Source organism: Fibrobacter intestinalis (assembly GCF_900167415.1).
Lineage (GTDB): Bacteria > Fibrobacterota > Fibrobacteria > Fibrobacterales > Fibrobacteraceae > Hallerella > Hallerella intestinalis.
The window spans coordinates 21,147-41,417 of record NZ_FUWU01000019.1; the positions used below are offsets into that span (position 1 = coordinate 21,147).

19 protein-coding genes, 1 tRNA gene and 1 pseudogene are annotated in these 20,271 nt (G+C 50.1%); 15 read left to right on the plus strand and 6 right to left on the minus strand.

What is annotated here, in order from left to right:
- The first annotated feature begins 56 nt into the window (after positions 1–56).
- Entirely contained in the window at positions 57–1,313 is a 1,257-nt protein-coding gene (gene pgk / locus B5D40_RS06755; protein WP_078776302.1) for a phosphoglycerate kinase, read from the plus strand.
- A gap of 135 nt (positions 1,314–1,448) precedes the next feature.
- Here pgk and B5D40_RS06760 read toward each other — a convergent pair.
- Positions 1,449–1,522, minus strand: a tRNA-Pro gene (locus tag B5D40_RS06760).
- 110 nt (positions 1,523–1,632) lie between these two features.
- On the opposite strand from B5D40_RS06760, the gene B5D40_RS06765 reads away from it, so the two are divergent.
- Complete coding sequence (locus B5D40_RS06765; protein ID WP_073302256.1) at positions 1,633–2,184, plus strand: deoxycytidylate deaminase; 552 nt, start codon at positions 1,633–1,635, stop codon at positions 2,182–2,184.
- 59 nt (positions 2,185–2,243) lie between these two features.
- Here B5D40_RS06765 and B5D40_RS06770 read toward each other — a convergent pair whose 3' ends face one another.
- From B5D40_RS06770 to B5D40_RS06780, 3 genes are all read right to left on the minus strand, one after another.
- Positions 2,244–2,516, minus strand: coding sequence for a hypothetical protein (locus B5D40_RS06770; protein ID WP_073302130.1), 273 nt, complete (start codon positions 2,514–2,516; stop codon positions 2,244–2,246).
- 126 nt (positions 2,517–2,642) lie between these two features.
- On the minus strand, positions 2,643–3,887 hold the full coding sequence (locus B5D40_RS06775; protein WP_078776303.1) for a hypothetical protein: 1,245 nt from the start codon (positions 3,885–3,887) through the stop codon (positions 2,643–2,645).
- Complete coding sequence (locus tag B5D40_RS06780; protein ID WP_078776304.1) at positions 3,884–5,131, minus strand: homeobox domain-containing protein; 1,248 nt, start codon at positions 5,129–5,131, stop codon at positions 3,884–3,886. The genes B5D40_RS06775 and B5D40_RS06780 overlap by 4 nt, the downstream gene beginning before the upstream one ends.
- A 111-nt stretch (positions 5,132–5,242) precedes the next feature.
- On the opposite strand from B5D40_RS06780, the gene B5D40_RS06785 reads away from it, so the two are divergent.
- Genes B5D40_RS06785 through B5D40_RS06795 form a run of 3 tightly spaced genes read left to right on the plus strand, consistent with a single transcriptional unit; the run spans position 5,243 to position 7,703 of the window.
- On the plus strand, positions 5,243–6,016 hold the full coding sequence (locus B5D40_RS06785; protein WP_143394398.1) for a YkgJ family cysteine cluster protein: 774 nt from the start codon (positions 5,243–5,245) through the stop codon (positions 6,014–6,016).
- Complete coding sequence (locus B5D40_RS06790; protein ID WP_078776306.1) at positions 6,016–6,825, plus strand: SprT-like domain-containing protein; 810 nt, start codon at positions 6,016–6,018, stop codon at positions 6,823–6,825. The genes B5D40_RS06785 and B5D40_RS06790 overlap by 1 nt, the downstream gene beginning before the upstream one ends.
- Positions 6,822–7,703, plus strand: a complete 882-nt coding sequence (locus B5D40_RS06795; protein WP_158222104.1) for a DUF4421 family protein — start codon at positions 6,822–6,824, stop codon at positions 7,701–7,703. The genes B5D40_RS06790 and B5D40_RS06795 overlap by 4 nt, the downstream gene beginning before the upstream one ends.
- Here the strand turns inward: B5D40_RS06795 and B5D40_RS06800 are convergent.
- Complete coding sequence (locus B5D40_RS06800) at positions 7,700–8,824, minus strand: DegT/DnrJ/EryC1/StrS family aminotransferase (protein WP_078776308.1); 1,125 nt, start codon at positions 8,822–8,824, stop codon at positions 7,700–7,702. The genes B5D40_RS06795 and B5D40_RS06800 overlap by 4 nt on opposite strands.
- A gap of 110 nt (positions 8,825–8,934) precedes the next feature.
- Between B5D40_RS06800 and rpsT the strand changes: the two genes are divergently transcribed.
- The 6 genes and pseudogenes from rpsT to B5D40_RS06830 all read left to right on the plus strand — a co-directional run bounded on the left by rpsT (position 8,935) and on the right by B5D40_RS06830 (position 15,458).
- Positions 8,935–9,204 carry a 30S ribosomal protein S20 gene (gene rpsT, locus B5D40_RS06805; protein WP_073302114.1) on the plus strand — a complete coding sequence of 90 codons (270 nt, stop codon included), beginning with the start codon at positions 8,935–8,937 and terminating at the stop codon, positions 9,202–9,204.
- A 122-nt stretch (positions 9,205–9,326) separates the two neighbouring features.
- Positions 9,327–9,890 (plus strand): annotated as a pseudogene (locus B5D40_RS16485) (GTP-binding protein); the annotation flags it as partial.
- 417 nt (positions 9,891–10,307) lie between these two features.
- Positions 10,308–10,727 carry a roadblock/LC7 domain-containing protein gene (locus B5D40_RS06815; protein ID WP_073302254.1) on the plus strand — a complete coding sequence of 140 codons (420 nt, stop codon included), beginning with the start codon at positions 10,308–10,310 and terminating at the stop codon, positions 10,725–10,727.
- Between the two features lie 18 nt (positions 10,728–10,745).
- On the plus strand, positions 10,746–11,204 hold the full coding sequence (locus tag B5D40_RS06820) for a hypothetical protein (RefSeq protein WP_078776310.1): 459 nt from the start codon (positions 10,746–10,748) through the stop codon (positions 11,202–11,204).
- Between the two features lie 3 nt (positions 11,205–11,207).
- Positions 11,208–14,093, plus strand: coding sequence for a hypothetical protein (locus B5D40_RS06825; protein ID WP_078776311.1), 2,886 nt, complete (start codon positions 11,208–11,210; stop codon positions 14,091–14,093).
- Between the two features lie 6 nt (positions 14,094–14,099).
- Entirely contained in the window at positions 14,100–15,458 is a 1,359-nt protein-coding gene (locus B5D40_RS06830; protein ID WP_078776312.1) for a BamA/TamA family outer membrane protein, read from the plus strand.
- 84 nt (positions 15,459–15,542) lie between these two features.
- Here the strand turns inward: B5D40_RS06830 and B5D40_RS06835 are convergent, their stop codons facing one another.
- Positions 15,543–16,508 (minus strand): KamA family radical SAM protein, encoded by a 966-nt coding sequence (locus tag B5D40_RS06835; RefSeq protein ID WP_078776313.1) that lies wholly within the window; start codon positions 16,506–16,508, stop codon positions 15,543–15,545.
- Positions 16,509–16,551: 43 nt separating this feature from the next.
- Here B5D40_RS06835 and efp point away from each other — a divergent pair, with 43 nt between their 5' ends.
- From efp to B5D40_RS06850, 4 genes are all read left to right on the plus strand, one after another.
- A complete protein-coding gene (gene efp / locus B5D40_RS06840; RefSeq protein WP_073302103.1) occupies positions 16,552–17,118 on the plus strand; it encodes an elongation factor P in 567 nt (188 codons plus the stop codon).
- A gap of 372 nt (positions 17,119–17,490) precedes the next feature.
- The gene (locus B5D40_RS06845) at positions 17,491–18,903 is read left to right on the plus strand and encodes a glycine--tRNA ligase (RefSeq protein ID WP_078776314.1); all 1,413 of its coding nucleotides are present in this window, start codon (positions 17,491–17,493) and stop codon (positions 18,901–18,903) included.
- Positions 18,904–18,915: 12 nt separating this feature from the next.
- Positions 18,916–19,083 carry a hypothetical protein gene (locus tag B5D40_RS15615; RefSeq protein ID WP_158222103.1) on the plus strand — a complete coding sequence of 56 codons (168 nt, stop codon included), beginning with the start codon at positions 18,916–18,918 and terminating at the stop codon, positions 19,081–19,083.
- Positions 19,080–20,240, plus strand: a complete 1,161-nt coding sequence (locus B5D40_RS06850) for a pyridoxal phosphate-dependent aminotransferase (RefSeq protein WP_078776315.1) — start codon at positions 19,080–19,082, stop codon at positions 20,238–20,240. The genes B5D40_RS15615 and B5D40_RS06850 overlap by 4 nt, the downstream gene beginning before the upstream one ends.
- The last annotated feature ends 31 nt before the right edge of the window (positions 20,241–20,271 follow it).

A 20,271-nucleotide genomic window follows, 5' to 3' on the forward strand; every position in this document is an offset into this window, starting at 1 on the left:
AGGGCTTTTACTATATTAAGTGTGCTAAAATTTTCACATCAACAGAAGGTACAACGATGGCAAAACTTTCCATTGAAGATCTCGACCTCAAGGGCAAACGCGTATTTATCCGTGTGGACTTTAACGTCCCGCAAGACAAGGTGACGGGAGAAATCACCAACACCAAGCGAATCGAAGCCGCTCTTCCGACCATTCAGTATGCGCTCGACAAGGGAGCGTCCGTGATTCTCGCTTCCCATCTGGGACGTCCGAACGGCAAAGTGAATGCAAAATTTTCCCTCGCGCCGGTTGCCAAGAAACTGGAAGAACTCATCCAGAAGCCGGTCAAGTTCTTGAACGATTGCGTCGGTACCGAAGTCGAAGCGGAATGCGCCAAGGCTCAGCCGGGCGACATTATCCTTTTGGAAAATCTCCGTTTCCACATTGAAGAAGAAGGCAAGGCCAAGGAAAAGAATGCGGACGGAACGGAAACGAAGATAAAGGCGGATCCGGCCAAGGTCGAAGAATTCCGCGCTTCCCTTTCCAAGCTCGCCGACGTGTATGTAAACGATGCTTTCGGTACGGCGCACCGCGCCCATTCTTCCATGGTCGGAGTCAATCTGCCGGTTCGTGCTGCGGGCTTTTTGATGAACAAGGAACTGAAGGCTTTCGACAAGGTTTTGAACAATCCTCCGCGTCCATTCCTCGCCATTCTCGGCGGAGCAAAGGTGGCGGACAAGATTCAGCTCATCAACAACCTTTTGGACAAGGCCGACAAAATCATCATCGGCGGCGGTATGGCCTTCACCTTCAAGAAGGTTTTGAACAACATCGAAATCGGCTCTTCTTTGTTTGACGAAGAAGGCGCAAAGCTCGTTCCGGATTTGATGGCCAAGGCCAAGGCCCTGGGCAAGGAAATCATTCTTCCGGTGGACTACATCGCGGCGGATAAATTTGCTGCGGATGCGGCAACTAAGGTCGTGACCGACGCCGAAGGCATTCCTGCCGGTTGGATGGGACTCGATGTGGGTGCTGAATCCACCAAGCTTTTTGTGAATGCGATCCAGTCTGCCAAGACGATTGTCTGGAACGGTCCTGCGGGCGTGTTCGAATTTGACGCTTTTGCTCAAGCGACCAAGGCGATGGCCGATGCGATTATCGATGCGACCGCTGCCGGCGCAATCACGGTAATTGGTGGTGGCGATACCGCTACGGCTGCTAAAAAATTCGGTGCCGATAAGAAGGTGACGCACACTTCTACCGGTGGTGGAGCATCCTTGGAACTTCTCGAAGGCAAAGTGCTTCCGGGCGTCGCCTTCCTGACCGATAAATAATCGGCGTTTGCCTGTGCAAAAGGGACCTTGCCGTTTGGCGGGGTTCCTTTTTTTATAGATGCTCAATTCTAAATTTGGGGGTTTTAAAATGAAAAATAGGATTTCAAAAATCCTATTAAAGTTTATGAAAGTATATCGGGGTAGCCAGATTCGAACTGACGACATTCTGCTCCCAAAGCAGACGCTCTACCAGGCTGAGCTACACCCCGTAGCAGTCCAAATATAATAAAAGTTGCGACTTTTGGAAATGGAGCAGATTTTGAAATCCGTTTTTGTTTTTGAAAATTCTTTATGTTATTTTTGAAAAAAAGAGGATTTTATGAATGAAGATCGCAGAAAGCTCCGAGACGAAGTCTATTCGCAGATGATGCTTGCGCAAGCGCGCCTTTCCAAGGATGCCAACACGCAGATGGGCGCGGTTCTGGTTTCGGGAGACGGGAGAGTCTTGAGTACCGGTTATAATGGTGCGCCAAAAGGATTTGACGATTCGACGGTTCCTTATACACGCGAAAAGCAGAAACTGGCCTATGACCTGCTGGATGCGGATTCTGGCGAGTTGATTTCCCATCATGAATTTGAAGCCAACAAATACCCTTTTATGGTTCACGCCGAAATCAACGCCCTGCATTATGCGCACGGAAAAGTGCCGCCGGGTTCCAAATTGTATGTCATCGGTTTTCCTTGTGAACGATGCGCTTTGGAAATTGCTCTTTCCGGTGTTTCGGAAATTTTTGTGGCGAAAGACGACTACGATCCGAATTCTTCGCTGAACAATTGCCGGGACACGGCTTACTATATGTTTGCGCAGGCGGATATTCTCGTGACGATTTGCGGAAAGCGGATGCGCCCGGTGATTTCGAAATGCCGATAGGATTACGCCAGATATAAAAAAGTCCGCCTTGAAGCGGACTTTTCTTTTACCGAGAAAGCTTACTTGCCGAATTTGGCACTTGCACGTTGAACCGCCGGATCAGATTGGGCAGCTTTGATTTTCCGCTTGATGTCGTCTTCGATTCCGCGCTTGAGCTTGTTGGCCAGCGCATTCCCAAAACGGTCGGCGAGCGAGTCGGAAAACGGAGCGTTCTTTTTAGACGCCTGGTGGGGTCTATCACCTGCACGGCGAGGCTTTCTGGCTGGTTTCTTGACTTTTGCTGCAGGAGCAGTTTTAGTTTCTGTGGTTTCTTTCTGTTCGTTTTCTGCCATTTTATACCTCGGAAGATGATTGTTTGTAAATTTCCGCGGCAAATTTAGAAAATTTTTGAAAAATGACAGGCGATTTGCCGCTTATATAAATCTTTTCCGGCAAAAATGCCGCCGTGACGCTTCAAATTAGAATCCCAGGCTGGCTTGCAGCATATAGACCCGACTTTCTTCCTGTCCGGTATAGTAGCCCAGCTCTTCGCCCCAAGTCGCAAATTCGACTTCGATAAAGCGCAAGGCTTCCAGGGCGATTCCCGCGGAGGGATAGCCGCCGTGAAAGCCTCCGGAAAGGCGTACTTTTAAAAGCCGCAGATTGTTGTTGTAACCGGGGAAGGCGAGCAAAACCTGTTCGAGTTCCATGCCGAAATTGAGATGGCTGAGAGTTTTGTAATTGCGGGATTTGAAAAGGGCGTTTTCGTAGTCCACAGCGAAGTTCACTTTGCGGGAAAATGCCGAGTTGCGGTTTAAATATCTGGGGCTGTAAGCCATGCCGACGGTCAGGTTGGGAAGAATCCGTTCTCCGGCGAGTTCGTTGAAGAAAACGTTGTTGCAAGATGCGCCGATGCGCATTTCTCGCGTCGCCTGATAAAGAACGCCGAAATCCATGCCGATTCCAAAGTCGTCAAACTCCGATATTTTCAAGGCTTCGGAAAAACGGTCTTCCAAAGTATCTTCGATGGAGTTGAAGTTGGAAACATCCACGCGGACCATATCGATTCTCTGGCGATTGGCGATTTTAAGCCCCGCTCCGACCGCCAGATTGTCGGTAATTCCAAAGGCTCCGCCGACTTGTGCAACCGCATCGATATAAAAAGTGTCTATTCCGAGAAAGGGAAGGACGATGCCTCCATCGACGTAAGGCGCACTATTGCCATCGACCCAAAGGGACGCTCCAAAATTGTGGAAGGCGATTTCGGCGTCGGCCTTGAGAATCAGGCTCAGCAGCATGTGGTCGTATCGGTTGATCCGTTTGACCAGTTTGGGATTTGCTGCCAGCGAATCCGCAAAGGCTTTTTCCATGGAAACGTCACTGTTTTCCGCATCCTTTTCCGTCGCGTCGTATAAATCCTGTAAGTCGTCGATGAGATTATAAATGCGCCGCGCTTCATTCAGCGGTCCTGCAAGTCCAAGGTTGATCCTCATATCGACGGCGTTGTGAGGATAGTAGCCGACTTCGGGATGTTTCTCGTAATTGCCGAGTTTGTTCATCTGGTTCAGGCCTGCGTAATTGTAGTAAAGGGCCTCTTTGTCATCGACAATGGCGACGTGGGCGTTTCCCATCGCGTATGCGCGCAGGGATTTGTGTTTGGGCCCTTGGGCTGCAAGGCAGCTGGCTGCGCAGAAAAGGACGAGGAGTCGGGTGGAGAATTTCATTCGGCATCTCCTTGGCGGTTTTGAAACCAGACCTTAAATTGATTTTGTGTGTAATTATTCCAGCAGCGTCCGATGAGGCGTTGCCGTTCCGAAAGGGATACGCGAACGTTTGTTTCATCCGAATCCTTCAGAATCTGGAGTTGTTTCGCTTGGTAAGAGGAGTCGCCGCTGTGAATGCGTTCAAAATTTTCGGCAAAGAGGAATGTGCCGTCCGGTTTAAAGATGTGCTCGAGAGAGTCCTCTTTGACTCCGTTTTGGTCGTGGTCAATGGAATCCTTGCCGATGCCGACGTAAACAATGGCCGAATCGGCGTCATAGCCCAGAGGGACAAGGCGCAGGTCTTCGTCGATAAGCCCGTCACCGTCGTTGTCCTTTCCGTCCAGGATTTCTTCGTCGATGCAACCGTCTCCGTCGTTGTCGATGCCATCGCCGATTTTGTAAAAGCCGACTGTCCATTTAACGGTTTCGGAAGCGGAGCGGGTCTGGTCGTCTAGAATCAGCGAAACGCCGCTCGAATCGTCGGAATCGAAAAGCCCGCTGTTTTCCAGCGTTTCGGAAACCATCGGCAAAACATCGTCCATCGCGAAAGCCAAGTCGCTCTGCAACTGGTCGAGGCTCTGGTTAAAAGACTGGAGAAGCGCGGAGTCTTCCAGTGCGCTCTCGTAAAGGGAGCCTAGGTCGAATTGCAGGGAGTTATCGTCGTCAAGACGGACGGTGATATCCGCTCCGACGGAGTGGCGAAAGCGAAGGACGGTATAGGCGAATTCCAAAAGTCCGTAGCTGAGGGAAAAGTTGGAATAGACGACTTTTCTGTCCGAAAGTTTTAGCGAGGGATTTTTTTGGGTGATCGTGTCTCGCCGGACAAGTTCCCGCAAGGGCATAATGGCCGAATGTACGGCGTCATAGTATTCGGCGGCGAGTTCGGGAGAAATTCCCATTAGAGGCAGGTCGTCCTCTTTTTGCTGAATATCCGAAACGATTTGGAGAGGATTCTTGGAATGCCGGTAGAGATTCGCTTTGGCGAACCCGAACCAGGCTTCCGATTTGCTGGAATCGGCTTGAAGGGCACTGGCAAAAAAGTTGGCGGCACTCTCGTATTCCGATTCGCGGAATTTTTTTTGCCCTTCGTAAATCAGCATGGAAGCATTGTCCTTTTGAACAGAAGTGTCATCGGAAGGATTGAAAATGTTGCACCCCCACACGAAGAGGATCCATGTTCCGCATAGCCAATGTTTGATTTTCATTTCAGGTTCTCCCTAAATCGGCGTCGAGTATCTTTTATACAATGCAAAAAATAATTTTATCTTTAAAAAAAGAACGAGCAAAAGAAAAATTCACTTCATATATTTGTCTTTGTGCCTACTGAATTGGAATATTTCCCGTCTCCCGCCTACAAGCGTTCCGTCTTGCGGATTCGCTCGCTGCTTGCAAAAGAAATCGCTCGCTTGGAATCGATAGCTCAAAAAAAAGAGCGGGCGAGTGCCATTGGAAAGGATAATCTGGGCGAGGAGCTTCCCCGAATCCGTGCATTTTGTCGGGAATATCACAAGGCGTTTATGCGCTATTTGGACGCAACGCTTCCGCAGCATAAAAACGGCGTGCAGTGCAAGGCGGGGTGCGGAAATTGCTGCCACCATTTTCCCATGTCCGTCGAACCGTTTGAACTGGTCGAATTTTATGCGAATATCCGTAAATCGCCCGATTTGATATTGTATTTGGAAGAATGCGTTTTTCGGACTCGGACGTATTACGCGTTGCTGAAAAGCGGGGAAGTGCGCGGGGAGGAGGATCCTGAAGATTTTGCCCTTGTCCGCTATTTTAAAAAAGGCTTGGCCTGCCCGTTCATTCTTGCCGGCGGGGATTGCGGAACTTATGCTTGCCGTCCGGTCACCTGCCGGATGTATTTCAGCGAAACGCCTGGCGAATTTTGCGTTCCGGAATATCTGCAGACCGAAAAAAATCGGAGCTTCATCGTTTATCTGCCGGACGACGTGGAATGGATGATTGCGGACCTTTCGGCGCATTATCAGGAACTCGCTTTGCCGGAATCGCTTTACGAGGGAATCCTTTCGATGAATACGTTGGAACCCTTTTTTGCAAATGCCGATAGCCAAGGCGGAGTGGTGTAATGGAAAAGGCGTTTTTGCAAACCGATTTGTTTGATCTTGACGAAGAACCTTTGCGAGACAAGGCTCCGAGCATTTTGAAATCGAATGCCCCCAATGCCTCGGTGATGTTTCATTTTGAAAAACGCCTAAAAAAGGGTATTCGTTTTCTGTGGAAAAGGCAGGAAAATGCCTACGAGCTTTTTTTGCCTGCCTATATGGAAACGGAAGATTTTTCTTCAGTCCGGGAACTCGCATTGGAATGCTGCCGCCTCTCTTTTCAAAAGAAAAAGGAAAGCCGGGAGAGGTATCGCCTTTTGCTCTCCCAGGTCTGGAACGAGACGGAAAGGATTTTAGCGGATCGGGGTGAAAAATTTTTCGCTAGCCGGACACCGCCCATTCGTCCTGTCGGTAAATTTTACGATTTGGAAAGAGTGCTCGCGGAAGTCAATCAAAATTATTTCCAAGGAAGATTGGCCGCTCGCATTACATGGAGCAATCGCAAAGGCGGACTCAGTTATCACCGGAAACTTCAAGACCCGGCAACGGGAGAAAATTTTCATCTGATTAGCATCAGCCGCGGCTATGATTTTCCGAATTGCCCCCCTTACGCGGTTGCCGGAGTCGTCTATCACGAATGCTTGCATATTGTGAATCCGCCGATAGTAAAAAATGGGCGCCGCATTGTACACGGGAAAGATTTTAAAACGGCGGAACGGCGTTATCGCGAATATGAAAAATGGATGAAATGGCATACCGAAGTCCTGCCGAAAAATGTTCGGGCCATGAATCGTCCTGTGAGACGTTGGCTTTTCGGATTGGGGAAAAAATGAAAAAGCTTTGGATAGGCGTCCTTTTTTGGTGCGGTGCTTTATGGGCGGAAAGTGCGAAGCCGGAAACTCCGGTCATCACCTCCTTTCCCGAAAAGTTTTTTCTCCAGTTGATTACGCGTTATAATTACGCTTCGTTCTCGGGCGAAAGTACCGATGACGAGGAATTACAAACCAATCTTCCGATTGAATTGGGTGTTGGCGGCGGTTATGGAATTTTTTCCTGGAGTTCCCTGCTTTCTTTTTCCTTTGGCTCGGATGAGGATCGCCCACGTACAAAGGGAACGAATTTGCAGCTCGGCTTTTACGGGAATCGTTTTTTTGGTGAAGCGATTTTGATTGCTGACGACGGCTTTTACAGTAAGGAACAGAATGGCGACCAAATCCTTTCCTACAATCTTTTTGTGATGGAATTGGCGTTGAAATTGAACTATCTATGGAATCCGGAACATTCGCTGCGAGCCTTCTATTCCATGGAAAGACGGCAATGGGTGAACAACGGCAGTTTTATTTGCGGACTGGGAGCGTATTATCATGGCATCGAATCCAAGGATTCTGTGATGGCGTATTATTCGGAAAGGCAGTCCTTTCTTCATGCGGGGCCGAGCGTCGGCTATTCCTATAATTGGGTGTGGGATAGCGGAATGTTTCTGAATTTAATGGCGACAGGATCGACGACGGTTGGCAAAAATGTGACCCGTGACAAATGGATGGTGTTCTTCCAGTTTTTTCCGCAGGCGGTTTTGGGCTATCATAGCGACACCTGGTCTGTCAATTTTCCGTTTGCCATCAATTTTTTACATCTGAGCGACCAGAGCGGAAAAATCAGCGATGTCCTTTTGAAAGCGTCCGGCGGCATGACGCTGACAAAGCGTTTTTAGCGGCAGGACAGGAGTTCTAAAAATTCCGGGAGATGCCCGTTGATTTTTTGGATGATGCTTTCTGCGTCGGAAAAGGCGCAGATGGGAAGACAAAGGGATTCTTCCGCTAATTTGTTTGAAATCGGATTTTGTTTGCCGTCCTGCGCTGCCGTTTTGAATCGGGCAAAGCAGGGCTCTTGGGAGAGGGGGCTTTCGTAATAGATTCGGGTCGGAATTTCCAGTTGCAAAAGCTTTTGCCGAAAGGCGTCTCGTTTCGGAATGCGCAAGGCGTATTGGGCGTAAATGCTCTGGTTGCCCGTTTCTATTTTGGGCGTGGAAATGGCGGGAAGCTTGCTGAAGAACGAATCGTATCGGGCGGCGTTTTTTCGTCGGCGCTCCAGCTCGGCAGAGAAATGCTTGCGCTTTACGGAAAGGATTGCCGCTTGAATTGCATCCAGTCGGCTGTTGGTGCCGCATTCCGCATAGACACCTTGGGCATTTTGTCCGTGGCGGGCGAAGATTCGGACGCGCTCCGCCAGATGCTCGTCATTGGTAAAAACGGCTCCTCCATCGCCAAACGAACCGAAGGGCTTGGTCGGGTAAAAACTGGTGGCCGCGATGGTGGCGAGGGAGCCGGCCGCTTTGCCGTTTTGCGTCGCTCCGAAACTTTGGGCGGCGTCTTCTAGAATCCACAGGTGGTGCTTTTGGGCGATTTCTTGCAGGCGAGGGTAATCGGCGCATTGTCCAAAGAGATCCACAGCGATAATGCCGACGGTTTTAGGGGATATGCGTTCCGCAACGGATTCGGGTGCTATCAAAAAATTCTCGTTCACATCGGCAAAACGGGGAATTCCGCCTTCGAGAACGACGGCTTCGGCGGTGGCGATAAACGTGTAATCCGGGACAATCACTTCGTCTCCGGGTTCTAGTCCAAGTGCTCGTAGGGAGAGCCGTAGCGCACTGGTTCCGCTGGCGCAAGAGATGGCGTGCGCACATCCCGTGTCGATTCGCAGATTTTCTTCAAAATTCCGGACCGCTTTCCCGCCAATGTAATCGCCGCTTTGAAGAACGGAGGAAATCGCCGAGTCCAATTCTTCGCGGTACATTTTATATTGGGCGGCCAGATTGACGAACGGAATCATGCCGTAAAGCTATAAAAATGGACTGCTCCCGCCGGATAGACTTGACTAAATCCCCAATTTATACTAATATTGTTTCAACATTTTTAAGATTTTCACCCGGAGATATAAAGGTGCCTAATCATCAGTCTTGCAAAAAACGTATTCGTCAGACCAAGAAGCTGACCGAAATCAACCGTTCCGTCCGTTCCGCAATCCGCACGAGTCTTAAGACGATTCGTTCTGCCAGCGACAAGGACGCCGCTCTCAAGGAAATGCCGCGTTTGTTCAGCATGCTCGATAAAGCTGCTGCCAAGGGTCGCGCAGGTTTCAGTGCCAATCGCGCTGCAAACTACAAGGCGAAGGTTGCTCGTGTCGTGAACGGTTTGGCGGCAAAGGCTTAAGTTTTTTGTCCGAAGTTCATGGAAACCGCAGCCTGATGCCTGCGGTTTTTGTATTTTTATCGGAAGTTTGTGCCGCTTGCTTATATTTTTTCTAGATTAGAGGAAAACTTAAGGAAGAAGAAATGTCATCGATAAATTTCGCCACCCGTGAAATCAGTTGCAAGGTCGTGTATTATGGACCTGGTTTGAGCGGCAAGACGACAAATCTTCAAGTCATCCACCAGAAGATGCCGCAGGACAAGAGAACGGACATGGTCTCTTTGGAAACCGAAGGCGATAGAACTTTATTTTTCGACTTTCTCCCGTTGAACTTGGGCGATATTAAGGGATTTAAAACAAAATTCCAGCTTTATACGGTTCCCGGTCAGGTCTTTTACAACTCGACGCGTAAAATCGTGCTGCGTGGTGTAGATGGAATCGTATTTGTCGCGGATTCCCAGCGTTCCCGTGAAGCCGAAAATTTGGAAAGCTTGCAGAATTTGCGCCAGAACCTAGAAGACTACGGCGTCAGCCTGGATGAAATCCCGCTGGTCCTTCAATACAACAAGCGGGATATGGACAACGTTTTCACTTTGGATGAAATGAATGCGCTTCTGAATCCGAAGAAAATCCCGTTTTTCCCGGCGACAGCCCATAACGGGAAAGGCGTTGTGACGACTCTCAAGGCGATTGCGATGCTGGTCATCCAGCGCTTTAATGTCAAACAGGGATTTTTGCGAAAGGCGGCGGATAGCGTTCACAATACGGGAGTGCACGATGTGACTTTCGGCGGAAAGAACGGTGTTTCTATCGCGTCTCCGGAACCTTTGAAGCCGGTTGCCGCGCCGACGGAAACTCCTAAAATGGATGCGCCCAAGCCGGTGGATGCTCCCAAGTTCGCAGAACGTCCGCGTCCTGTCCCGCCCATGTCGGGAGGATCGGTCTTCCGGGGCGGATTTTTCCAGAAAAGCGCATCTCCGTTTGGACGTCCGGCGGCATCTCCGCTTCCCAACGCCAAGCCTTTTGGTGCGTCCAATGCGAATTCCAATGGGGAAATTTCGGATGACGATATCGAATTGCGTCCGTATATTCCCAAGAAAAAATGATTGTGGGGAATTTTTCTGATGAGCGATTTTGCAGTTTATACAGATGATGCCGACAGGCTCCGCCGCTTGATGCAGGCCTATTTGACGAATGTGAAAGCGGATTATATCATGCTGGTGCACCGAGACGGTTCTGTAATTTCGGAAGTCGGAACTATCGGAATGGATACGGTTCCGCTGGCTGTTTTGAGCACGGCCTCTTTTGGCAGTGCCAAGCAGATCGGTACAATGCTCGGCGAAGGGGAGTTCAAGTCGGTTTCCTATACGGGCGAAAAACGCTCCATCTATATCGCTCCCGTGGAAAGCGCCCTTTTGCTTGTCCAGATTTTTTCGGGAAACAAATTGCCGAATCGCATTGAGGATTACAATAAATTATTGGTTGAAAAATTGATTGAAGCCGTGCCCGCATTTACCCAGAATACGAGCAAAATTCACCGCTAGAAATTTTTGGAGCAAGGGATGCCTCCATTACGCTATATCCGAAAGACGACTCTGATTTTTCTGGTCGTCTTTTTGAGTTTTATCGGGCACCGGATTTTCGTGTCGTTCAGCGCAATGGAAAATCAACAGAGAAAGGAAGAAATCAAAAAATCTTTGCCCCTTTACAGCGTTATTTGTCGGAACATTGTGGGCGGTTCTCCTTTTGGCGTGGATTCCGTTTTCCCGCTACATACGCGGTTGCATTATTATGCGGAACTTCCGAAGCGGGCGTGGGCTGTTCCGGACGGGAAAATCGTACACGTTTGGTTTAACGGGGCGGATACGGTGCAGAAAGTGGTATGCACTTTGGCGGAAAACGCTTGTGAAAGTTCCATTGCCCCGCAAAAGCTGGTTCCCGGCGATTGGAGCGTGGATGCCGTCAGCGGACGTAAACTTCTTTCTAGCCGCCAGTTCAAGGTGGAACCGTCCAAGGAATAGGCGTTGCCTTTTTTTGCTTGTATTCTCCTGCTTTTTTCGTCAGTTGCTTGGGCGGGGGACTATGCAAAGCTTTCTTTGGATTCCGTGCCTATTTGGCGCGGGGTTCCGTTTTTAAAACAGGACTCGCTGAAATCACAGAGAAACGCCGAACCTTCGGAGCGGGATACGCTGCGTTTGCAGACCAGAGGTTCAAAAACCATTCAGGTGACGGTGGGCGACGGCGGAACGGAAGTGGATCAGGAATTGCGGCTTTCCGTGCAGGGCGAAGCGACCCGTGGCGTTTATATCGACGCGCTGTTGTCCGATGTGGGGCGGGAAGCGGGTAGTGAAAGAACGGCGACTCTTCAGGAAGTGGACGAAGTGCATTTCCGGGTGGAATCGGAACGGCTTTTTTTGCATTTGGGCGATATGACTTGGAAGGAATCCGCTTTGGGATTTTCGGGATTGGAACGGGTGACTTTAGGTGTTGCGGCTGGAGTCAAAGCGGGGCGTTCCCAGGTGCGGGGTGCTTATGGTTATGACGAATTGCACAGCGTCTATTCCGTGTTTCGCGGCGTTGACGGGCAGCAAAAAGGCTACTTGCTTTCTACCGGGACGACAGAATCGTATCTGGCTGTTGTGCCGAATTCCGAAACGGTTTATTTGAACGGTATCAAGCTGAATAGGCAAGAAGACTACGTGGTGAATTATGCGGGCGGCGTTCTGGATTTTTTGGGAACGGTGATTCCCGGGGCGGAAGATGAAATCCGGGTGGAATTTCAGGCGTACAATTCCGGAGCTCTCCAGATTCTCAAGGCGGCGGACGGCAAGTATCGCGGGAAAAATCTTTGGCTGGACATTGTCGGGTTCGAACTTTCGAGCGATACGGCCCGCATGCGGCGAAATACCTGGTCCGAGGAAGATTTGAAAATGCTTCGGCAAGATGATGGGAGCGAATTTGAACGGGATGATTCTTTGGGGATTTTGGAACGCCCGTGGATGTTGCGACGTTTGGGTTCTCGCTTGCGCGCGCAGTGGGAAAATCACTATTATATAGATGCGGAAATCGGTTACAGCGAAGCGGATACCAATACGCTTTCGCATCGGATTGGTGGACCTTCCGGGCGGGCCTATCGCTGGTTTCTTTCGACCGACAGCACAGAGTCGCAAAGGTATTCGCGGTTGCGCCTTTCGCTTTCCGGCGATTATTTGCAAGAGGGTTTTCTTCAAAAAAATTATCAGGGAACGGACAGAAACTGGGATTCTTATCGCTTGCAGGAATTTTGGGATTTGGACTCGTCAAAAGTAAACGGCTCGCTTCGCTATGACGAAATTGCTTTGCAGATTAAATTGCCTTCGTCCTATTTTTGGGGAACGGAATGGGGTTATCGCCGGAGTTTAACCGAAGAGGAAAAATGGAATTCCTCTCGCGCCAGATCTTATTTGCTGCACAAGACGAACACTCTGCGCAGTGAAATTTCATTTGTGCGAATCGCCTCTTTTAATGAAAACGAAATGGAACGCTATCAGGGAATCGCCGATGCCGAATACACGACGGGAATGTTCCGGCCTTTTGGCTATGCCGATTACGGAATTTGGAAAAAAAATTCGGAGCGGAAACAAGAAAATCGTTCTGAAAAAACCGACGTGAAAAGCGGATTGAATGTCGTCGGCGATAATTGGAATACCAAGGGAACTCTTTTGGGATTGCGGGTTCGGACCGGAGAAAATTTTGAAACGCTGGAAGATTCCTTGCGGGTTGCCGGTTTTGAACATTCGGCGAATTATTCGGGAAACCGTTTATCTTTTGGACATGTTCTTCAATACAAACGAAGCGATTTGGATACGGCGGGCGCATCAAACGCCTGGCTTTCGGAAGAATCCGTGGAATGGGGAGATTCCAGAACGCCTTTTGTCGGCAAGGCTTCATATCGTTTGGGATTGACTCGCGAAGTCCCCTATGTTCCCATTTACAAGGCGGTAGCCAAGGGGACTGGCGATGTGATGTTCGACAGTATTGCCGGCGTTTTTGTGGAAGGGGTCGATAACGGCGATTATGTTTATGAAGGAATGGGGCGCAGCGATTCGGCGGAAGCGGTTCGGGCAAGTTCGGCATCCATGTCGCTTTCGTGGACATTTGTTCCGAGGATGCTGGGAATTCAAAATGGCGTTTTACGGGATTTGGAATTTTCTTTTGACGGGTCTAGCGAAGGACGGGATACGACGGGAAAAACGCTTTATCTGCCGCCGTTTTTTCGCAGCCAGCTTCGCGATTTAAGCAGTGGGATTTTTCAAGGTGAATTTTCCGTTTTGTGGTCGGAAGCGCAGAACCGTGGCTCTCTGGGATATTCTTTGGGAACGGAAAGTGAAAAACGCAATACGTCGCAGGGATATTTTGAAAATCGGACGTGGCATAAACTGGACGGCGTTTATTCGGGACGGAAAAAAGAAACGTGGGAATTGGTTCCGGCATTGGAATTTGTGGATTTGGAAACCTTTCAAAAAATGGAATGGAGAATTTATGAAGCGACCATGTCTTGGAAAAGGGAATTGCCTCTTCATTTGTATGTGATGCCCAAAGCTTGGATTCGGAAAGGAAAGGGCAACGACGAGTCCGGTTCCATGGACGCCTTTCTGCGTCAAGCATCTCTTTTGCTGGGATTTGACAACGAGCGTTCTGTTAGGGCTTCCGACGAGTTCAGCGCGACTTATGTGACAACTCAAAATGAAGTGCTGCCTTACCAGATGATTTCGGGATTTGGCAAGGGCGTCACCTTTCGCAATTCGGCGTCCGTGACAGTCGATGCCAATGAATTTCTTTCGCTCGGATTTTATTATGTGGTGCGATTTGGCAGTGCCGAAAACGGCGTGTTTCAAAAAATGTCGATGGAGGCGAGAGCCTATTTTTAGGCGACGATGAAATTTTTTTTGCTGATTTTTCTAGTTCTCACGAACTTTCTGTGCGCATCGGATTGCGTGGTGAAAGGCGTGCGTTTTCACGGCGATTCGCTGGATGGATTTCAGGATTTTGATAGCGATGAAGAATGTGGGGACTGGGAAATTCGTCTCCGAAAAAAAATGGACGACTTTGCTGAAAACGGCTTTCCGTTTGCTGCGGTTTCGTATCGAATGGATTCGTCGGGAATTTGGGATGTGGCATTTTCCCGGGGAAGTGCGTATGTGTGGGCGCTTGCTGAAAACGCTGAGAACTCCAAGACGAAAAAGGAAAATTTTGCCAGGCTTTCCGGGCTGGAAGCGGGATCGCTCGTGCGGCTTTCCGATTTGGAACGGGCGGAACGCAAACTCGTCAATTCGGGCTACTTTGAATCGGTCGCCTCGCCGAGAATTTTCCGGGATTCGGTACGGAACCGTTTGGTACCGGTATTTTATATGCGGGATCTTTCCGTCAATTCCTTTGAAGGTCTGCTTTCTTATGCTAGCGGAGACGCTGGCGGTTGGGCGGGCAATATCGATTTGAATTTATTCAATATGCGCGGGACGGGGCGCGACTTGACGGTTTCGGGGCAAACAGGGGAATGGGGACGTTCCCTGTCGGCCTCTTACAAGGAACCCTGGCTTTTTGGTACAGGATGGAACGGTATTGTCCGTGGCTTTTTTGAAGAAGACTCGTCTTTTCGGGATGCGCAAGTCGAAGCGGGAGTTTCTCGCAGTATCGGCTTCTTTTTTGACTTTGCGATATTGGGGGGCATGGGAAGTGACAGATGGATTTACACCCTGGAACTGCATTATCGGAACGAAGACCGGGTGATTCTTCCCCGGCACGGGATGCGCATGAACGGCACTTTCCGTGTGAGCAAGGATCGATCGGATTCCCTGAACGCCTTTACGACGGATTTGCATGGGGATGTCCGCCTATATACGCCGCTTTCTTCCGCTTTTGTTTTGCAGACTTCTTTTTGGGCCGGAACGCTGCTTCCGACCGATCGCCGATTTAAAAATGCGGAACTGTTCGCTTTGGGCGGAATGACGGACTTGAAAGGATTCCGAAACGGCTTTTTCAGGACTCGAGCCTATGGCATCGCCGAAATGAATTTGCAATGGCGTGCGCTGGAAAGTACCGCATTCCATCTGTTTTTTGAACCGGCACTGCATCGTGCCCGAACTCCGGCTCATGGTTGGGAGGATTCCTACAGTTACGGAGTCGGCATTTCCCAGTATCGGGGCTATTGGAGTTTTTCTCTCTACTACGCTCTGCGAAATGGAAAGGACCCTTTGGACGGGCTCTTGCACTTCGGTGTGAAGACGCTTTTTTAGTGGAAGGCGAGCCTTTGCCTTTGTGGTTCCGCGGATTTGTGAACGCTCCTCTGGACTTTTGAACCAAAGCTTGCGGCTTTTGCCCTACAGAATCGGCGTCTTGGATTTTTCTCCGGCGATTTCCCGGACGAATCGGGGAACCAGATAGCCGGGAAGGCGCTTTCGCAATTCTTTCATGATTTTCAGCGCATCGCCGTCGGGAATTTCAAAGTGGGCGACTCCGGTCGCATGATCCAGCTGGTGCAAGTAGTAGGGGAGGACTCCTTGCGAAAAAAGTTTTTGCGAAAGCGCTGCGAGCACTTCGGCGGAATCATTGACGCCTTTCAGCAAAGTCGATTGGTTCAAAAGAACGGCTCCGATGCTGGCAAGGTTTGCGAATACGGCGGCGGAAGCGTCATCGAGTTCGTTCGGGTGATCCACGTGGGAAACGAAGACGAGCTTTTTTTGAAGAGCCGCGTTTTTCAAAATGGGGAACAGGGAACGGTCTCTTTGCGGATCCAGCACCTGAGGAAGGGTCACGGGAATGCGGGAATGGATTCGGAGCGTCGTTATCGCGGGCTTGGAGAGAACGATGTCGAACAGGCTGGCTAGGTCCGTCGGGGAAAGCATCAGCGGGTCGCCCCCCGAAAAAATAATCTCGCGAATCTCTGGCGAAGACGAAAGCAGGCGGTTCAAGCGGTTGGCAAAATTGGTCGGCGCCCTTTTGGGTTCTGCCCGGCGAAAGCAGAATCGGCAATGCAGACTACAGGCGAAAGTCGGCTCCACCAGAATGCGTCCTGCGTATTTTTGCAGAATGCCGGGTTCCTTTTCGCTTTGGGAGTCTCCGACGGGATCGTCGATAAAGCCTTCGACCTTTCTATTTTCTTCTTCCGTCGGCAAAATTTCGCGCAGAAGCGGGTCGTTCGGATCGTTTTTGCGTATCTTGGAAGCAAAATGGCGAGAAACCAAAAAGGAAAAACGGGAGTTGGCTGCTTGAATCGGCGGGGAAGGCAATTCCAGAAAGGCAAAAAGTTCCTTTATGCTGGTGAAAAAGGCTGAAGTTTTAGTCATATTTTTCTATCTTAACCAAAAATCTTTTATAAGAGGCATATTTATGGGTACAGTCAGCACCAATGAGTTCCGCAAAAAGTTAAAAATTATCGTCGATGCCCAACCGTGGGAAATCGTCGAAAACCAGTTTGTGAAGCCCGGAAAAGGTCAGGCCTTTAACCGTGTCCGCATCAAGAATCTGGTGACAGGCCGCACTCTCGAACGGACCTGGAAAAGCGGGGACACCGTCGAAGAAGCCGATGTGACTTACACGGAAATGACCTATCTCTATAACGATGGCGAAACGTGGTTCTTCCTCGACAATACGACCAACGAAACGATGGAAATTCCGAAAGAGGCGTTGAACGGCGGCGAAGTCTGGCTTTTGGACGGGGCGACTGTTCAGGTGACCTGGTGGAACAACAAGGCGATTGAAGTGATTCCGCCGACCTTTGTCGAAATGACCATCACTTCCGCTCCTCCTGCGGTTCAGGGTAACACCAGCGGCAACGTCATGCGTGAAGCCGTTCTGGAAACCGGCGCCGTCGTGATGATTCCGCTCTTTATCGCCGAAGGCATGAAGATTAAGGTCGATACCCGCGACGGTTCCTACGTGGAACGCGCCAAGTAATCGAATCGGTTTCAGCGAAAATGAATAAAATCCCGAAAGTTTTTTTCGGGATTTTCTGTTTTGGAAAAAGAAGTGAATGGCACGATGCCACAGCCCGTTTTTCATCTGGGACAGCGAGTTAGTGATTAGTTAAAAGTTGGGAGTTAGGAGAAACAAAAAGCAGCACGCCCCATGAGCCTTGGAAGCTTGCTTCCTTTAGGCGAATTGTCCCTTTCAGGGATACTTCAACTATGGAATCAGAGATTCCTAGTTTCAGGGAGCCTCGGAGGAGGATGCCGCTTCTCCTTAACGATTAACTGACAACCGGCAACTCTCCGCATTCGGGGCGAAATTTCCTATATTTGGGCAAAATAATTGTTCAAAGGATTTATCATGGCGAAAACCGTTCAAAATGCACTCAAGGATGTGATTTCCCTTTGTAAGAGACGCGGGTTTATTTTTCCGGGTTCCGAAATTTACGATGGCCTTGCCAATACTTGGGACTACGGTCCCTATGGCGTGGAACTCAAACGCAATATCAAGAATCTCTGGTGGAAAACCTTTGTGGAATCCCGTCCGGATGTCGTCGGGCTGGATTCTTCCATTTTGCTGAATCCCCGGGTTTGGCAGGCTTCTGGCCACGTTTCGAATTTTTCGGACCCGCTGGTCGATTGCAAGGCGTGCCACGAACGTTTTCGCGCGGACCATCTGTTGGAAGAAAAACTGGGTGAAGGCTGCTGCGCCGGAAAGACTTTCCCGGAAATTCACCAGATGATGGCCGATCATGCCATCGAATGCCCCAAGTGCGGCAAGAAGGATTTTACGGAGCCGCGCGCTTTCAATTTGATGTTCCAGACCCAGCTCGGCGTTTTGGAAGGCACGGGTAGCAAGGTCTATCTCCGTCCGGAAACGGCGCAGGGCATTTTCATCAATTTCAAGAACATCATGGACAACGTCCGCCCGAAGATCCCGTTTGGCGTGGGACAGATCGGCAAGTCGTTCCGTAACGAGATTACGCCGGGCAACTTTATTTTCCGCACGCGCGAGTTTGAACAGATGGAACTCGAATTCTTCTGCGAGCCGGGAACGGAAGTGGAATGGTACGATTACTGGAAAAAGTTCTGCGTTTCCTTTGTCGAAGGCCTGGGCGTGAACAAGGAAAAGCTCCGTCTGCGCGAACACGCCAAGGAAGAACTGTCGCATTATTCCAACGGCACTTCGGACATCGAATACAATTTCCCGTTCGGATGGGGTGAACTGTGGGGCATCGCGAGCCGCACGGATTACGACCTGACCCAGCACCAGAAGGAATCCAAAGTCAAGATGGACTACTTCGATGCGGTCAATAACAAACGCTACATTCCTTATGTCGTGGAACCGTCCTTGGGCGTGGACCGTCTTCTTCTTGTCCTTCTTTGCGATGCCTACGATGTGGAAAAACTGGAAAACGGCGAAGAACGCATCGTGATGCACTTCAGCCCGAAGGTCGCTCCGGTCAAGGCGGCGATTCTTCCGCTGGTCAAAAAAGGCAAGGTGAAGGAAGTCGCCGAGAATATCTATAAGGATTTGATTCAGCACTTCAACGTGGAATACGACGAGACGCAGTCCATCGGCAAGCGCTACCGCCGTCAGGACGAACTCGGAACGCCGTTCTGCATTACCGTGGATTTCGACACGATCGGCGAGGGCGACAATGTGAATCCGGAGCTCAAGGGCATGGTCACTGTCCGCGAACGCGATTCCATGAAGCAGGAACACGTCCGGATTGAAGATCTTTCCGGTTGGATCTTCTCCCATTTGAAGTAAGCTGAAGTCGCTATGGAATTGATCGAAAAGGCAAAACGGAGAATTCTGAATTTCCGCGAAAAAATTCAGGATCTTCCCTGGTGGCGCAAAGGGCTGCTTCTCGTTGTGGCGCTTGCGCTCCCGGCGGGCATTTTGCTGGCGACGATTCTTTTTGTCCTTTGGAAAGGTCGAAAAAAATGAAGCTTGGCTTTTCTTCCAGACTTCCGGAGGATCTTTCTGATTCTCCGTTTTTTTTGCAGCTTTCGGCGTTAAAGCGCAAGGTGGGCACTTGGACGGATTTGACGGTTTCCACGCCGCTCTCGGCGGGCATTCCTTTTGATTTGGATTCGGTTTTGTCCGCAGCTTCTGGAAATTTTTCAGTCTGGAATCCGGATTCGAGCGGCTGGCTGCAAACCCGAGAGGCCGTGACGCGCTATTTTGCGGAACGGGGCGGCTCTTTTGATGTGGAGCATATCCAGCTGACGGCGAGTACGAGCGAAGCGTATTCGATCCTATTCAAAACGCTTTGCAATCCGGGCGATGCCATTTTGACGCCTGTTCCGGGCTATCCGCTTTTGTATTCCCTTGCCGCTTTGGAATTTTTGAAAACCTTCCCGTATTTTTTGACATGCGCCGACGGAAAATGGCGTCTGGATTCAGGCTCGCTGTGCGCTTTTCCGCCGCAGACGAAAATTCTTTTAATCGTGTCGCCGAATAATCCGACGGGACATGTTTTTTCCAAAGAGGAATGGAATGCCGCCGTGGAAATGGCGTCCCGTGAAAATTGGGCAATTGTCGTGGATGAAGTTTTTGGCGATTTTATTTATGATGGGACGGAACGCCCGTGGAATTGGGATTCCAAGGATGTTCCCGTGTTTTTTCTGGGCGGCCTTTCGAAATCCGTCGGCTCGCCGCAGCTGAAGCTCGGTTGGACGGCTTATCGTCCGGGGCGTTTGGGCGCACGTTTGAAAGAAGCTGTGGAATATGTGGCGGACGCCTACTTGAGCGTGTCTTCGCCGGCGTTTGCTTTGGCGACTCCGATGCTTTCGCATTCCTTGGAATACAAGGCGAAAATCCAAAAGCGGATTTGCGACAATTTGTCCGTTTTGCGCTCAGTTTTTGGCCAAGTGGAGGTGGTGCCGAATGTGCAGGGCGGCTGGTATGCGGCGTTGCATTTTGACGGGGAAGAGGACGATGTTTTGACGTTGCGTCTCCTTCGGAAACATGGAATTCTGGTGCAGCCGGGATTTCTTTTCGACTTTCCGGAAGACGGTTGGATTGTTGTGAGCCTTTTGACGGAAACGTCCGCTTTTGAACAGGCGTTGCGGAAAATTGCCCTGGAAATCCGCGCTTGCTGACCGCTCGCCGCTACCCCCTAATCACTGATCC

Bases quoted from the DNA above. Each gene is read 5' to 3' on its own strand.
- pgk (WP_078776302.1), top strand. From the start codon at position 57: ATGGCAAAACTTTCCATTGAAGATCTCGACCTCAAGGGCAAACGCGTA.
- B5D40_RS15615 (WP_158222103.1), top strand. From the start codon at position 18,916: ATGGAATTGATCGAAAAGGCAAAACGGAGAATTCTGAATTTCCGCGAA.
- B5D40_RS06845 (WP_078776314.1), top strand. From the start codon at position 17,491: ATGGCGAAAACCGTTCAAAATGCACTCAAGGATGTGATTTCCCTTTGT.
- B5D40_RS06835 (WP_078776313.1), bottom strand. From the start codon at position 16,508: ATGACTAAAACTTCAGCCTTTTTCACCAGCATAAAGGAACTTTTTGCC.
- efp (WP_073302103.1), top strand. From the start codon at position 16,552: ATGGGTACAGTCAGCACCAATGAGTTCCGCAAAAAGTTAAAAATTATC.
- B5D40_RS06775 (WP_078776303.1), bottom strand. From the start codon at position 3,887: ATGAAATTCTCCACCCGACTCCTCGTCCTTTTCTGCGCAGCCAGCTGC.
- B5D40_RS06765 (WP_073302256.1), top strand. From the start codon at position 1,633: ATGAATGAAGATCGCAGAAAGCTCCGAGACGAAGTCTATTCGCAGATG.
- B5D40_RS06795 (WP_158222104.1), top strand. From the start codon at position 6,822: ATGAAAAAGCTTTGGATAGGCGTCCTTTTTTGGTGCGGTGCTTTATGG.
- B5D40_RS06850 (WP_078776315.1), top strand. From the start codon at position 19,080: ATGAAGCTTGGCTTTTCTTCCAGACTTCCGGAGGATCTTTCTGATTCT.
- B5D40_RS06820 (WP_078776310.1), top strand. From the start codon at position 10,746: ATGCCTCCATTACGCTATATCCGAAAGACGACTCTGATTTTTCTGGTC.
- B5D40_RS06800 (WP_078776308.1), bottom strand. From the start codon at position 8,824: ATGATTCCGTTCGTCAATCTGGCCGCCCAATATAAAATGTACCGCGAA.
- B5D40_RS06815 (WP_073302254.1), top strand. From the start codon at position 10,308: ATGAGCGATTTTGCAGTTTATACAGATGATGCCGACAGGCTCCGCCGC.
- B5D40_RS06770 (WP_073302130.1), bottom strand. From the start codon at position 2,516: ATGGCAGAAAACGAACAGAAAGAAACCACAGAAACTAAAACTGCTCCT.
- B5D40_RS06790 (WP_078776306.1), top strand. From the start codon at position 6,016: ATGGAAAAGGCGTTTTTGCAAACCGATTTGTTTGATCTTGACGAAGAA.
- B5D40_RS06830 (WP_078776312.1), top strand. From the start codon at position 14,100: ATGAAATTTTTTTTGCTGATTTTTCTAGTTCTCACGAACTTTCTGTGC.
- B5D40_RS06780 (WP_078776304.1), bottom strand. From the start codon at position 5,131: ATGAAAATCAAACATTGGCTATGCGGAACATGGATCCTCTTCGTGTGG.